Source organism: Halopseudomonas sp. (genome assembly GCF_038130085.1).
GTDB lineage: Bacteria > Pseudomonadota > Gammaproteobacteria > Pseudomonadales > Pseudomonadaceae > Halopseudomonas.
Genome location: NZ_JAYPMU010000002.1, coordinates 163,024 through 177,192, shown reverse-complemented (window position 1 = coordinate 177,192; position 14,169 = coordinate 163,024). Strand labels below are relative to the sequence as shown.

General features: G+C 60.3%; 16 protein-coding genes. 7 read left to right on the top strand and 9 right to left on the bottom strand.

From position 1 onward, the window contains the following. Nucleotides 1-43 precede the first annotated feature (43 nt). Genes AAFM31_RS02375 through AAFM31_RS02350 form a run of 6 tightly spaced genes read left to right on the top strand, consistent with a single transcriptional unit; the run spans nucleotide 44 to nucleotide 6,158 of the window. Nucleotides 44-1,969: a phytase gene (locus AAFM31_RS02375; protein WP_341706287.1), complete on the top strand. Its 1,926-nt coding sequence runs from the start codon at nucleotides 44-46 to the stop codon at nucleotides 1,967-1,969. A 58-nt stretch (nucleotides 1,970-2,027) separates the two neighbouring features. Further along, nucleotides 2,028-2,705, top strand: a complete 678-nt coding sequence (gene tolQ, locus AAFM31_RS02370; RefSeq protein ID WP_341706286.1) for a protein TolQ — start codon at nucleotides 2,028-2,030, stop codon at nucleotides 2,703-2,705. Between the two features lie 12 nt (nucleotides 2,706-2,717). Next, nucleotides 2,718-3,158, top strand: coding sequence for a protein TolR (tolR, locus tag AAFM31_RS02365; RefSeq protein ID WP_341706401.1), 441 nt, complete (start codon nucleotides 2,718-2,720; stop codon nucleotides 3,156-3,158). Next, nucleotides 3,155-3,961 carry a TonB family protein gene (locus AAFM31_RS02360; protein ID WP_341706285.1) on the top strand — a complete coding sequence of 269 codons (807 nt, stop codon included), beginning with the start codon at nucleotides 3,155-3,157 and terminating at the stop codon, nucleotides 3,959-3,961. Before tolR ends, AAFM31_RS02360 begins: the two co-directional genes overlap by 4 nt. Before the next feature lie 7 nt (nucleotides 3,962-3,968). Then, complete coding sequence (locus AAFM31_RS02355; RefSeq protein WP_341706284.1) at nucleotides 3,969-5,936, top strand: PhoX family phosphatase; 1,968 nt, start codon at nucleotides 3,969-3,971, stop codon at nucleotides 5,934-5,936. A 60-nt stretch (nucleotides 5,937-5,996) separates the two neighbouring features. Further along, nucleotides 5,997-6,158: a YqaE/Pmp3 family membrane protein gene (locus AAFM31_RS02350; RefSeq protein WP_341706283.1), complete on the top strand. Its 162-nt coding sequence runs from the start codon at nucleotides 5,997-5,999 to the stop codon at nucleotides 6,156-6,158. 9 nt (nucleotides 6,159-6,167) lie between these two features. Here the strand turns inward: AAFM31_RS02350 and AAFM31_RS02345 are convergent, their stop codons facing one another. Then, complete coding sequence (locus AAFM31_RS02345; RefSeq protein WP_341706282.1) at nucleotides 6,168-7,343, bottom strand: ABC transporter substrate-binding protein; 1,176 nt, start codon at nucleotides 7,341-7,343, stop codon at nucleotides 6,168-6,170. Between the two features lie 154 nt (nucleotides 7,344-7,497). Between AAFM31_RS02345 and AAFM31_RS02340 the strand changes: the two genes are divergently transcribed. Continuing rightward, nucleotides 7,498-7,914 carry a DUF411 domain-containing protein gene (locus tag AAFM31_RS02340; protein ID WP_341706281.1) on the top strand — a complete coding sequence of 139 codons (417 nt, stop codon included), beginning with the start codon at nucleotides 7,498-7,500 and terminating at the stop codon, nucleotides 7,912-7,914. 10 nt (nucleotides 7,915-7,924) lie between these two features. Here AAFM31_RS02340 and AAFM31_RS02335 read toward each other — a convergent pair whose 3' ends face one another. From AAFM31_RS02335 to sufC, 8 genes are all read right to left on the bottom strand, one after another. Continuing rightward, on the bottom strand, nucleotides 7,925-8,272 hold the full coding sequence (locus AAFM31_RS02335; protein ID WP_341706280.1) for a YkvA family protein: 348 nt from the start codon (nucleotides 8,270-8,272) through the stop codon (nucleotides 7,925-7,927). A 73-nt stretch (nucleotides 8,273-8,345) separates the two neighbouring features. After that, a complete protein-coding gene (locus AAFM31_RS02330) occupies nucleotides 8,346-9,350 on the bottom strand; it encodes a GGDEF domain-containing protein (RefSeq protein WP_341706279.1) in 1,005 nt (334 codons plus the stop codon). Nucleotides 9,351-9,479: 129 nt separating this feature from the next. After that, nucleotides 9,480-9,896 (bottom strand): SufE family protein, encoded by a 417-nt coding sequence (locus AAFM31_RS02325; RefSeq protein WP_341706278.1) that lies wholly within the window; start codon nucleotides 9,894-9,896, stop codon nucleotides 9,480-9,482. A 12-nt stretch (nucleotides 9,897-9,908) separates the two neighbouring features. Continuing rightward, nucleotides 9,909-10,442 (bottom strand): putative Fe-S cluster assembly protein SufT, encoded by a 534-nt coding sequence (gene sufT, locus AAFM31_RS02320; protein WP_341706277.1) that lies wholly within the window; start codon nucleotides 10,440-10,442, stop codon nucleotides 9,909-9,911. A 60-nt stretch (nucleotides 10,443-10,502) separates the two neighbouring features. Beyond that, the gene (locus AAFM31_RS02315; protein WP_341706276.1) at nucleotides 10,503-10,859 is read right to left on the bottom strand and encodes an iron-sulfur cluster assembly accessory protein; all 357 of its coding nucleotides are present in this window, start codon (nucleotides 10,857-10,859) and stop codon (nucleotides 10,503-10,505) included. A gap of 11 nt (nucleotides 10,860-10,870) precedes the next feature. Beyond that, on the bottom strand, nucleotides 10,871-12,112 hold the full coding sequence (locus AAFM31_RS02310; RefSeq protein WP_341706275.1) for a cysteine desulfurase: 1,242 nt from the start codon (nucleotides 12,110-12,112) through the stop codon (nucleotides 10,871-10,873). Beyond that, a complete protein-coding gene (sufD, locus tag AAFM31_RS02305) occupies nucleotides 12,105-13,412 on the bottom strand; it encodes a Fe-S cluster assembly protein SufD (RefSeq protein WP_341706274.1) in 1,308 nt (435 codons plus the stop codon). Before sufD ends, AAFM31_RS02310 begins: the two co-directional genes overlap by 8 nt. Before the next feature lie 3 nt (nucleotides 13,413-13,415). Next, entirely contained in the window at nucleotides 13,416-14,165 is a 750-nt protein-coding gene (gene sufC, locus AAFM31_RS02300; protein WP_341706273.1) for a Fe-S cluster assembly ATPase SufC, read from the bottom strand. Nucleotides 14,166-14,169 lie beyond the last annotated feature (4 nt).

Sequence of the window (14,169 nt, the reverse complement as noted above, 5' to 3'; positions counted from 1 at the left end):
GCCCAGAGCCCCGCCGCCCCCACCGACATCAATGAGATACACCATGCGTCCAGTCATCTCCCTGATCGCAGTGCTCGGCAGCAGCCTGCTGCTGAGCGCCTGCAACGAACAGGACACCACCCAAGGCGCCGCGCAACCCGCGGCTGCCACCGACGTCAGCCGCAGTGAGCTGACCATTCAGATCCGTAACGCCAGCGGCATCAACGCCCAGCGCCTGCTGCCCGGCGAGCAGGCCGGCAGCCTGGTGATCAACCGGCACGGTATTCAGCGTCTGGATGCCGGTGAGCAGGCGGTTTCCACCGCTCTGCCCGGCTACTACGACACCCTGGCAGTCCACCATGGCAGTAACGGCCTGATCGCCGCCAGCCATGACCTGCAGCGCGATCAGCCGGTTATCCTGCGCTGGAGCGCGGATAACGCTGCCATCGCGCCGGAATATCTGCCGAGCACCGGCTACCCGCTGGAAGACCTGTGTTTCTATCAGGATCAAAGCCGCCACGATTACCTGTTTTTGATTGGCGAGGAGGGCCTCGGCCAGCAATGGCTGGTCGGTGAACAAGGCACCCCATCCCGCCTGGTACGCACACTGCACCTGCCGGTCGGCGCCAAGTCCTGCACGGTTAACGCTGAGCTGAACGCGCTGTTCGTCAGCGAGGAGGAGATTGGCATCTGGCGCTACGACCCGCGCCCGGAAACCGATAGCACACGCAGCATCGTTGATCTGATTCAGCCCTGGGGCCAACTGCCCGAGGGCCCTGAGGGCCTTGCCAGCAGCGCTGACGGACTGCTCGCGCTGGATACCGGCAGCAACAGCCTGCACCGCTACCGCTGGCAGGACGATCAATGGCAGCACCAGAGTTGGTCGCTGAAGCAGGGACACAAGCCGGAACAACTGTCGGTACGCCCGCACGGAGGCGCCCTGCAGGTGTTGATCATCGACGATAGCGGCCAACAACTGCTCACCGAGCTGGATGCCGGCAGCAGCCTGCCGGCTGAATCAACACTGCCCGAGGTTTTTGCCGCAGCGCAAACGGCGCCGGTGCCCCACGGCGGCGACGCAGCCGATGACCCTGCCATTTGGCCCCACCCGAGCATTCCCGAACTGGCTCGCGTACTCGGCACGGACAAGCGCGGTGGACTCGGCGTCTATGACCTGCAGGGCCAAGAGCTGCAGTACCTGCCGGTCGGGCGCATCAACAACGTCGACATCCGCAAGGGCTTCAGCCTCGGCGAGCGGAAAATCGACCTCGCAGTCGCCAGTAACCGCGACCGCAACAGTCTCGAGCTGTTTGCAATTGATCCAGCCAGCGGCCAGGTCAGCGGCCTGGGGGATGTGCCGACGGAACTGAACGACATCTACGGCCTGTGCATGAGCCAAAGCCCGAACGGCGTGGTTTACGCCATTCCTAACGACAAGGATGGACGCTTCATTCAGTACCGACTCGACGGCAGCAGTGGCCAGATCAGTGCCCGAGCAGTGCGCCAGTTCAGTACCGCAACCCAGCCCGAAGGCTGTGTTGCCGACGACGCACGCCAGCGGCTGTTCATCGGTGAGGAAGGTGTCGGTATCTGGACGCTGTCGGCCGCTGAAGATCAGCCCACAGAGTTGACCTCGGTGATCAGCGTCGGCGATCTGCTGCACGACGACGTCGAAGGCATGGCGATCTACCAGCATTCACAGAAGCCGTACCTGATCGTCTCCAGCCAGGGCAACGACAGCTACGTAGTGCTGGACGCCTTGCCACCCTACCGCGCGCACGGCGCCTTCCGCATTGGCCTGAATGCACTCTCCAGCATTGACGGCGTCTCGGAAACCGACGGCCTGGAAGTCAGCTCGGCCGACTTCGGCGCCGCCTGGCCCGGCGGGCTGCTGGTGGTCCAGGACGGCCGCAAGCGCCTGCCCGAGGGCAATCAGAACTTCAAGCTGGTGCCCTGGCAGCCTATCGCCGACCTGCTGCAACTGCCCTGACCCTTTTCTTTCATCAGCACGACAAGACCGGCCTCACGGGGCCGGCAGTGAGGTAAATATGTCCACAACCGATCACACCATCTGGTCGCTGGTACTCGAAGCCAGCCTGCTGGTCAAAGGCGTCATGCTGACGCTGCTGCTGGCGTCGCTGGCCACCTGGTTTCTCATCGCCCAGCGCGGCCGTCTGTTTGCCCAGGCGCAGAATGCGCTGAAGCAGTTTGAAGCCCGCTTCTGGTCCGGCACTGAACTGGCGCAGCTTTACAACGCAGAAACCAGCGCACCCGGCGTAGAGCAGATCTTTCGCGCGGGCTACAACGAATACCGCCAGCTCAACCAGCGCGGTGGTGGCGAACCCGAGGCCGTCATGCAGGGCGTACAACGCGCGATGCGGGTCGCCATCTCGCGCGAAGAAGAACGTCTGGATCGACACCTGCCGTTCCTCGCCACCGTCGGATCGGTCAGCCCGTACGTCGGCCTGTTCGGCACTGTCTGGGGCATCATGAACTCCTTCATCGGCCTGTCGCAGGTACAGCAGGCCACCCTCGCAACCGTTGCACCGGGCATTGCCGAGGCGCTGATTGCCACAGCGATCGGTCTGTTTGCGGCCATCCCCGCGGTGATTGCCTACAACCGCTTCAGTACCCGCAGCGAAAACCTGCTTGGGCACTACTGCAACTTCGCCGATGAGTTCAGCGCCATCTTGCACCGTCGTCTGCACAGCCAACACGCGGGGTAAGCAGCCATGGAAATGCGAGCAGGCCGAATCAAGCGCAAACCCAAAGCTGAAATGAATGTGGTGCCGTATATCGACGTCATGCTGGTATTGCTGGTGATCTTCATGGTCACCGCACCAATGATGACCCAGGGCGTACAGATCGAACTACCCAAGGTCGCCGCCGAAGCACTGGAGCCGGAAAACCCGTCGTCCGTCGTCACCCTGTCCATTGATGCCGAGGGCGGTTACCACTGGAACATGGGCGAGAGCGTGCGGACCGACGACTACCAACACAGCAGCGCCAGCCTGGAAGAGCTTACCCGCGAACTGAGCGCCATAACACTCGCCCAGCCGGAAACTCAGGTATTCATACGTGCCGACGCTGGCGCTGGCTACGGGGTCGTGGTCGCAGGCATGGCCGCGCTGCAACAGGCAGGCATCAGCCAGCTGGGCCTGATTACGGAAGCCCCATGAGCGCAGCAACTCCACCCCTCATGCTGCTGCAAGAACGCAGTGCGTTGCCGAGCAAGTCACGCCGCGGCATTGCAGCACCACTGCTGACGACGCTGGCGCTGCACGCGGCCGTCGCAGGACTGTTGTGGGCGGGCTGGGAACCAACCCGCTCGCCGGTACCTGCAGAACAACCCAGCATACGAACGAAGTTGGTGACGTTGCCGGCACCCACCCCTGAGGCAACTGTCGTCCCCGTTACGGAGCCTTCCCCGACAGTACCGGAGCCACCGACACCGGTTGTGGAGGCACCGCCGCCCAACCCGGTGGTCGACGAGGCAGCCATCGCTCGCAAGCGTCTGGCCGAGCGACACGAGCGCGAACGGCAACAGCAGCGCCGCGAAGCCCTTGAACGGGAACAGAAGCGCGCCGAACAGCAGAGGCTCGCCGCCCAGGCCGCTGCTGCACAGCAGCGGCTGGATGAGCTTGCGCGCCAACAGGCAGCCGCAGATGCTGCAGCCGCAGCGGCCGCCGAACGCGCCGCAGCGCAACGCCAATATCTGCCGTTAAGCAAGCCCGAGCCGGACTACCCCAGACGAGCACTGACCCAGCGGCTGGAAGGCGACTGCACCGTTGAATACGACGTCAACGCCAACGGCCGCGTCGACAACCCGCGACTTGTCAGCGGGGCATGCGAAAACCCGCTGTTCGCCCGGCCTTCGCTTGCTGCTGCCAAGGATTTCATCTATCAACCAAGGCTGGTCAATGGCCAGCCTGTCGCGGTTACCGGGGTGCGCAACACCTTCCGCTACCGCCTGTCACAGTGAGTCAAATATGAGCTGGCAAAACCCCGAGTTTCACCGTCAATTGGAAGCGGTCGACGATCAACGCATCAACCCCAGCCGGGCAGCCGGTCTCGCCAGCGTTGCGGTCAGCAGGCGCACCCTGCTCAAAGGAATAGGCGCTGCGTCATTAGCCAGCCTGCTACCGTCGCTGCTCAGCGCCTGTACCTCTGAGCAGAAAGAAATACGTAACTCTTTACTTGGATTTCAAAGTGTTGCAGCACAAACCTCAAGCTCATTTGATAGTGTAATTGTCCCCTCCGGCTATCGCGCCACGCCCTTCTTCAGTTGGGGTGACGCCGTACTGCCGGGCGCTCCAGCCTGGCGGAGTGACGCCAGCAACAGCTGGGAGGATCAGTTGATGCAGGCTGGCGACAACAACGACGGCATGCATTACTTTCCCTTTGCCGATCAGCCCAACGAGCATGGCCTGCTGGTCGTCAATCACGAGTACGTCAACCCAACCCTGCATCCCAACGGCATGCAGTTCACACAGCGGGAGGACAATAGCCGAGACCGCCCGGCCGAGCAGGTGTACAAGGAGATGGCTGCCCACGGTCTGAGCATTATCGAGATCCGCCGCGACGCCAGCGGCCAGTGGCAGCGGGTCGCAGATTCGAAACTCAACCGGCGCATTACCGCCAGCACTCCGATGACTATCAGCGGCCCCCTTGCCGGTCATACGGCAATGCGCACAGAGAGCGATCCATCAGGGCTGGAGGTACTAGGGACCATCAACAACTGTTCGATGGGCGCCACCCCGTGGCAAACCTATCTCGCCTGCGAAGAGAACTTTCACAACTACTTTGTGAACCGCGACGAGGCGGACTACAACACCCGGTCGACCCACAAACGCTACGGTATCGGCCTGAGTGGCAGCAGCCGGTACTACGCATGGGAATCAGTGGACCCGCGCTTTAACGCCACACCGGACGCAGATCGCCCGTATCAGGGGCACGTCAATGAGCCAAACCGCTTTGGCTGGGTGGTAGAAGTCGATCCGTTCAACCCCAACGACAAGCCACGCAAGCGTACCGCAATGGGACGCCTGGGCCGTGAATGCGCCACCTGCGTCGTCGACGAGCGTGGTCATATGGCAGTCTATTCCGGTGATGATGCGCGCGGTGAGTACGTTTACAAGTTCGTCCCAGAGCGACCCTATAAGGCGGGCGACATAGACCGCAACCGCGATCTGCTAGACAGTGGCACTCTGTACGCCGCCCGCTTTGATGCTGACGGCCGTGGCGAGTGGTTGCCTTTGCGCTGGGGCGCGCCGGGGCTGACACCAGAGAATGGCTTTGCTGACCAGCATGCCGTACTGCTGAACGCCCGTGGCGCTGCCGATGCGATAGGCGCGACCCCGATGGACCGACCAGAGTGGGTGGCCGCCCATCCGCAAACCCGTGAAATGTACGTCAGCCTGACTAACAACACCGAGCGCGGTAAAACCGATCCAACCGATGCGGCCAACCCGCGCGAGGAAAACGTCCACGGTCAGATCCTGCGCTGGCGCGAAGCCGGAGCAGATCCCCGGGCAACCGAGTTCGAATGGGATCTGTTTGTACTGGCTGGAGAGCGCCAGAAAGACGATGGCAGTGTCCCCGCCAATCGCATCGGCAACATCGAGGGTGACTTGTTTTCATCGCCCGACGGCATGGCCTTCGACCCGGACGGTCGTCTGTGGATTCTGACCGATGCCGACGAAAGCGCGCCCTATACCGCCGACATCGGCTGTAACCAGATGCTCTGCGCAGACCCGGTTAGCCGCGAAATTCGGCGCTTTCTGGTCGGGCCCCGCGGCGCCGAGATCACCGGTATCACCTGGACGCCCGATGCCCGCGCCATGTGGGTCAACGTGCAACACCCGGGCATCAGTTACCCGGCCAGCGATGGAGTAACCCGCCCCCGCTCCACCACGGTGATGATCACGCGAGAAGACGGCGGCGTAATCGGAGGCTGAACGATCAGGCGGCACGCGAGTCAGAGTTCATATCACCTCTGGACCAAAGGAAACAAAAACATGGATCTGATTCGCGTACTGATCGCTATTCTGTTGCCGCCGCTAGGTGTCTTTTTGCAAGTCGGTTTTGGCGGCGCATTTTGGCTGAATATCCTGCTGACGTTACTCGGCTACATTCCGGGCATCGTGCATGCGGTGTGGATCATCGCCAAGCGCGGCTGACTCGCGGTCTTACCTGGGCTTAAGGGCAGCGTTTGCTGCCTGCAGCCAACCACGAATAGAGAAATCGTAGGCCTGCAGCCCGGGGTTGCACACCTTGCTGAAACGGCAGTAGTCGACTTGGGGGCGGCCGGCCGCCAGATAACTCAGGTAAACCTCTGCCATCTGCCGATCGAAAAGCGCAAACATGCTCTTTTCCATCTCCAGCCCTTCAGAAGTGGCGAAGTCAACGCCGTGCTCATAGTCGTACAACACTACAAGCGCCCAGGCAGCGGCCAGATGGTGCCCCCCCGCCATCGCCTGCAGCTCGCCATCGAGCAACGCGCGGGTCGCTTGTTCGGTCATATTCACGGTTGACACCAGCACGTCACTGGCGGGCTCGCGCCCGGTGCTGCGTACGCCTTCGATTGCACCAAATGCCATCAGGTCACTACCGGTCCACAGCAACCGGGTACGCGGATAGCGCTTGAGCAGAATCGGCGTCTGATAGCGTGCGTTATCACGCTGCCAATCGGCGTACACCGTCTGACGCAGAGAAACGCCCGGATACTCGGCAACCGCGCGTTGCATACCCCGGGTGCGGCGTCGCGAACTATCCGTTGTGCGATCTCCGGAGATCGCAACCATCTCGAGCACAGCGCCGCCGACCTGCGGATACTGCACCAGCCCTTGCTTGATCAGCGCTTGAGCGGTCAAATACCCCGCTTCTTCGGCGTTCGGTACCAGACTACCCAGCCAGTGTCCCAAGCGTTCACGCGGATAGCCAAGGATGCCCCGCTCTGCCCGTTGAACACCGTTATAGGCAGAAAACACATGAATACCCGCACGCTCGGCAATCTCCAGCTGCCCGGGTAATGCCTGCTTGTCGGCAGCGACAAGCAAATAGTCTGGGCGCTGGTCGTCTGGACGCGCAGCGATATCGCGCGCCAGACTCAGCTGCGCCAGATGGTCACGCTCGGCGTAGAGGATTTCGAGACTAACCCCCAAGGATCCCGCTGCATGCTGTAAACCTTCGGCAGCATCCACCCAGAATGGCTCGTTGGACTTTCCGGGGCTGATAAACACCACACGCATTGCAAGCGCCGGCTGGGCAAAGAGGCAGCCAACCAGCAGGCACACCGTGGCCCGCAGGCAGCTCCCACCAACGAACATGCGACGGACTAGACCGACAAAAGCTGGAAACATCATGCAACGACCACATGTGGGCTTGAACGGTACGCTGGGGTGACACTTGGATCTCAACCGGATAGTCTCGATGCCCCAACCTGATGGTGCGCCATGGTACCAGAGCGCCCTGAGCGGCGCAGCGTCACTGATCAGACCAACGAGGAGAGCCTGATTAATGAAGAACCTGTTTGTCGGAAGCCTGCTGCTGAGCGGTCTTGCCCAGGCCGCAGAAATTGATGTCTACCGTGACCCCAACTGCGGTTGCTGCCATGCGTGGATCGAGCACCTGGAAGCAAACGGCTTTGAGGTGAACGACCATGTGACGTCTCAGGTAGCGTCGCTGAAACAGGAGCTGGGCATTTCACCCGCGTTGCGATCCTGCCACACCGCAGTATACAAGGGCGTTTTCATTGAAGGACATGTCCCAGCCAGCGACATCCTCACCCTGGATGAAAGCAGCAATCTGCGCGGGCTAGCGGTTCCCGGCATGCCGGTCGGCTCGCCCGGCATGGAAATGGGTGACCGCCGGGACGCTTACCAGGTAATTGCCGTTAGCAAAGACGGTAACCAACGGGTTTACAGCGAACACTAAGCTGCCCGTATTACTCTTCTACCTCTTCAATAAACGGGCCGAACCAGCTGTCGGCCCGACGACGTGCCGCGGCCTGCACGTCGCTGTCGATATACATCGCGACCATCGCCAGAGCGCTGGCAAACACACCAAGATCGTCGGTAAAGCCGAGCAAGGGTGTGAAATCGGGAATCGCGTCCAGCGGCGCAATGAAGTAGGCCAGCACACTGACAATCACGGCCTTGGCCCAGGCAGGAGTTTCCGGTCGCCGTGCGGCGTAGTACAGACACAGGGCCTTTTCCACAACCTCGCGGCCGGCCAGTCGAGCCTGCGAACGGAGTTTTTGCCAGAACTCGCGATCAGTAAAGGTTGTTTTCATGGAACTCCCCTCCAAGTAAGGCACGTCCGTCGATAGTAGAGAGGCTCCGCTGTCGCTGCAACCTCACCTCCGCTTAATCATCCGCGATGACGATGCAGTCGCGCCCTGCGTCCTTGGCCGCGTACAGACAGGCATCGGCGTCGTGCAGCCACGAATCGCGGCCGTCATGCCCCTCCAGCAAACAGCCGCCAATCGATACGGTTACCGGTTTGCCATCAGGCCGCCGTAAGCCCTCGCGCACACACTGCTGCACCTTGGTAGCGACAGCGTGCAACGCTTCGCCAGTGACCTTGGGTACCAGCAGAACAAACTCTTCCCCGCCCAGGCGAAACAGCCGATCCGACGGCCGGCATGCTGCTTCAACCAGGTGAACAAAACGGATCAGCACCTCATCGCCGGCAGCGTGCCCAAATTGATCGTTAATTTGTTTGAAGTGATCAAGGTCGAGCACCAGCAGGCCAAAGCTCAGGTCATAACGCTTGCTGTCCGCCAAAGCAATGTCCAGTTCACGGTCCATGGTGCGGCGGTTGCCAATTCCGGTCAGTGGATCTTCCGTAGCCAGTTGGGAAAGTTGTTTGCGTTGCGCTCGACCACGAAAGGCGAAGACAAACGCAAACAGGCTGGCCAGTTCGTAGGTCATTACGAATGAGCCCATCTGGTAGTCACTCTCAAACACCTGCCCCGGGTGAAACCAGCCATACAGACACACTGCCGCCAGCGTCGTCTGGGTGGCGATGACGCTTTGCAACGGAGGAACTACAAAGAAATTGAACAGAACCAGCACGTACATCCAGAACACGCCGTTGGTGCCCAGCTTGATGCTGACGAGGAACGCGCCGAGGGAATAGATAGCCGCAAGAAACTGGCCCGGGCGAATAGTGTCACCGGTACGCCAGGCGTAAATCACCACAAGTAGCGTGCTGCTGACAAGAAAGGTATCGGTTAGACCCACCAACCAATTGCGCTCACCCAGCCGGTAGACGGCATAGGGTGTGACACCCAGCACGGCGAGAACACCGACCAGGGTGATGATGGACAACTGAAAGTCGTCCTTCAGTCTGGACCAGAAGGTGCGCATTCAGAGAACTCTTGTGTTGTTATTTTTATTGTCTGCTTCACCGCTTAAAGCGCGCAAAGCGGGGCCACGAAGCGACCTTAGCCGGTGTCGCGGCCGAGCACAACCAGAGACCTACATAACGAAGAGGAATCAGGCCGCAGCGGCAGCCTGAATACGCTGCACCATCGCGCGCAAGCCGTTACCGCGAGTCACACTCAGGTGTTTAAGCAAGTTGAGCTGGGCGAAGTATGCCTCAACATCGAAGGCCTTGATCTCCTCCGCAGGCTTGCCGTTATACGCCGCAAGCACCACCGCCAAGAGACCTTTGACGATAAACGCATCACTGTCAGCGTCGAAGTACAGCTTGTCGCCCTCGCGGCGGCTCACCAGCCAGACCTGACTCTGGCAACCACGCACCAGGTTTTCCTCGGTGCGCTGGCTTGGATCCAGCTCAGGCAATTCCTTACCCAGGTCAATGATGTACTTGTAGCGGTCTTCCCAGCTGTCAAAGAATGACAGGGTATCAACGATATCCTCGCTGGTGATTTCCGTACCAAATCGACTCATGTGCTGCCGTCCTCAGAAAAACATGCCAGTTTCGAGCTGAGCTTCTTCGCTCATCATGTGCCGCTGCCACGGCGGGTCAAACACCAGATCAACCTTGACCTCATCGACATTGGGTACCAGCTTGACACGGTATTCCACGTCACCGACCAGCACCGGTCCCATGCCACAACCGGGAGCAGTAAGGGTCATCTGGATAGTGACCTTGCGCGCAACCTGATCGACGGCGACGTCATAGATCAGTCCGAGGTTGACCAGATCCACAGGGATTTCAGGGTCGTATACGGTTTTCAGCGCCTCCCAAACCTGCTCTTCCTGAATCCGTTCATCAGTCGGCTCCGGGAAAGACAGCAGCTCGGGCTCGAGCCCTAGCGCTTCGGCATCAGTACCGTCCACGCGCACCATCTGACCGTTGTAGGTCACGGTGTAATTTCCGCCGAGCGCCTGAGTAATAGTCACGAAGGTGTCTTTGGGGATGGTCAGGGGTGTTCCATCGGGAACTCGGCGAGCCGGGCAATCGGCCCGGGCTACTACCATGCGACGTTCCATCGAGTGTCCTCAAAAAGATAACGGCGCGCCCGCAAGGCGCGCCGTAGACGAGATAAGTGATCAGTTCACGCTGAAGCTTTCGCCACAGCCGCACTCGTCCTTGACGTTAGGATTGATGAACTTGATCTGCTGGTTGATACCCTCCCGCACCAAGTCAATTTCGGTGCCGGACAGAACCTGCAGACTGTTGCCGTCCACCAGCAGCTCCACCTGCTCATCCAGCTGGTAGTGCAAGTCGCTTTCGCAGGCCTGCTCGACCAGATCAATGGCGTACATGAAGCCCGTGCAACCGCTCTTTTTCACGCTCAGACGGACCGCCTTGCCCTGCTGCCCGTTCAGCTGGCGACGAAAGTGTGCCAGCGCAGCCGGGGTAACGGTCACCGCCTGTTGTTTGGGATCAAAGGATTCAACGCTCATCTGCAGCACTCCTAAATCAGAAACTGCCGTACTTTTTCCAGCGCTTCAAACAGCCGGTCGATATCTGCTCGGGTGTTGTAGAAAGCCAGACTGGCCCGCACCGTACCCGGAATACCGAACTGCTCCATGATCGGCTGCGCGCAATGATTACCGGTACGTACCGCCACACCCTGCTGATCCAGCAGCATGCCAACGTCATTCGGATGCGCACCTTCAAGCAGAAAGCTCATCACGCTGGTCTTGTGCGCCGAGGTACCGACCAAGCGAATGCCTGGAGTCGCGTGCGCGCGCTCTTCAGCGTAGGCCAGCAGCGCCTGCTCGTGAGCCGCAGCACCCGCACGATCCAGCTGATTGAGGTAGTCGATCGCCGCACCAAAGGCAATCACACCCGCAATATCCGGAGTACCTGCCTCGAATTTGTAGGGCAGCTGGTTGAACGTAGTACCGGCAAAACTCACAGTCTCGATCATCTCGCCGCCACCCTGATACGGAGGCATTGCTTCGAGCAGCTCGCGCTTGCCGTAGAGCACGCCGAGACCGGTCGGGCCAAACAGCTTGTGCGCCGAAAACGTATAGAAGTCGCAATCCAGAGCCTGTACGTCAACAGGCCAGTGGCTGACCGCTTGTGCGCCGTCAATCAGCACCAGCGCGCCCACAGCATGCGCCAGACGCACCACGTCAGCAACCGGATTGACGGTACCCAGCGCATTGGAGACATGGCCGCAGGCAACCAGTTTCACGCGCTCATCCAGCATCGTTTCCAGCGCTGCGAGATCCAGGGTACCGTCAGAGGTCACTGGGATCGGCTCAACGCTGGCACCCTTCTCGGCGGCAACCAATTGCCAAGGCACGATATTGGAGTGGTGTTCCATCGCTGACACCAGCACCCGGTCACCCGCCTGCAGGTTGGCGCGGCCCCAACTCGCTGCCACGAGATTAATGCTCTCGGTAGTGCCGCGGGTCCAAATCACCTGACGCGCTTCCGGCGCGTTGATGAACTCGGCGACCTTGACCCTTGCTGCTTCAAACTTCTGCGTTGCCCGATCCGCCAGCGCGTGAGCGCCACGGTGGACGTTGCTGTTGTCCTGCTCGTAGTAGTCAACCAGCGCCTGGATCACCGCGCGCGGCTTCTGCGTGGTTGCGGCGTTATCGAGATACACGAGCGGGTGGCCGTTGACCTCCTGATGCAAAATCGGGAAGTCCGCACGCACGCGCTCGGCGTCAAACGGCAACGGCTTGGCCAGATCATTCATAGCCGATCTGCCCTACCATCTCGCTCGGCTGGCCAAACAGAGAGACCAGACGCGGACGCAGGTAATCCTGCACCGCCTGCTCCGGCACTTCGTTGAGCAGTTCGTTGATAAACCCAAAGCTCAGCATAGTGATGGCATCGGCCTTGGACACGCCACGACTCTGCAGGTAATACATCGAGGTCTCGTCCAGCTGGCTGATGGTCGCGCCATGCGCGCAGCGCACGTCGTCGGCATAGATTTCCAGCTCGGGCTTGGTGTTGATCTCGGCGGTGCGCGAAGTCAGCAAGTTCTTGTTGCTGAGCTCGGCCAGGGTCTTCTGCGCCTGCGGATGAATGTGAATTCGGCCATTGAACACCGCTTTGGCGGAGTCACCGATAATCCCGCGAAACACCTCGTTGCTGGTGCAATGCGGTACACAGTGCTCAACGTTGGTGTGGTAATCAATTACCTGGCGGTTGCGCGGCAAGTAGACACCGTTCAGATCCAGATGCGCACCCTCGCCGAGCATGTTGACCTGATAGTCGATACGCTTCAGGCGGCTGCCCTGAGCCAGGGTAAAGCCGTGGAAGCGCGCATCGCGCTGCAGGTTCACATGCACACCACCGACGTGCAGCAGGTCTTCCTGCTCCAGGTTGATGCGGTAATGCTGGACCTGCGCATTGTTACCAACCACTACCTCGGTCAGGCTGTTGACGAAGCCATTCTGGCTGGCACTGTCAGAGGCGTAATGCTCAATCAGCTCGGCCTGAGCGTTGTCTTCCAGCACCACCAGCACGCGTTGGCTGGCCGCGACCGGATTCGCCTGCGGCGTGGACACGTTGACGATATAGACCGGCTTTTCCAGCTTCTGACCGCGGGCAACGTGCAGTAGCACGCCATCTGCAGCCCAGGCGTTGCTCAGAGCCGCAAACAAGTGACGCTCGCTGTCGACGACTTTGCCCAGATGCTGCTGAATCAGCGCCTGCTGCTCAGCATTGGCATCGGCGAAACGCACGACGCCAGCTGGCAATGCACTGGAGCGCGCAGCATTGAAGCGACCGTTGAGGAAAACCAGACGAATCGCGTCCAGCTCGACCTGTTCGACGGCATCGAGGGCGACGTCATCAGCCTCACTGCTCCAGCCCAGCTGTTCGTATTGCTGCAACGGGGCCAGTGAAATGTACTTCCAGTGCTCGGTCTTGCGGCCGGGCCAGGCTGCGGCAGCCCAGGTGCTTGCACCCTGCTCGCGCAGCGCAGCGAGCCATGCCGGCGTCTGCTGCTCAGCAGCAAGCTGCAAGGCTGTCTGTTGGAAATCAGTCATGGATCAGACCACCTCGTTTTCGAGCCAACCGTAACCCTTGGCTTCCAGTTCCAGAGCCAGACTCTTGTCGCCGGATTTAACAATACGACCGCCGGCCAGGACGTGCACGTAATCCGGCACGATGTAGTCGAGCAGACGCTGATAATGGGTTACCACCAGGAAGCTGCGCTTGCCGTCACGCATCGCGTTGACGCCGTCGGCAACCACCTGCAGAGCATCGATATCCAGACCGGAGTCGGTCTCGTCGAGAATGCACAGATCCGGCTCCAGCAGCATCATCTGCATGATCTCGTTGCGCTTCTTTTCACCGCCGGAGAACCCTTCGTTCACACCGCGCTTGAGGAAGCTGGCGTCGAGGTTGACGCGCTTGCATGTCTCGCGAGCCAGCTTGAGGAAGTCGACCGAGGAGATCTCATCCAGCCCCTGATGCTTGCGCTTGGCATCAACTGCCGCCTTGAGGAATTCCATGTTGCTGACGCCGGGAATCTCCACCGGATACTGAAACGCCAGAAACAGACCTTCGCGTGCACGCTCTTCGGTCTCCATCTCCAGCAGGTCGTGACCTTTAAAGGTGACACTGCCAGCAGTGGCTTCATAGCCGGGACGGCCGGAAAGCACGTTACCCATGGTGCTCTTGCCCGAGCCGTTGGGGCCCATGATGGCGTGAACTTCGCCCGGCTTGACCTCAATGGACAACCCTTTGAGGATATCCTTTTCTTCAACTTTCGCGTGCAAGTCTTTGATATGTAGCATTATT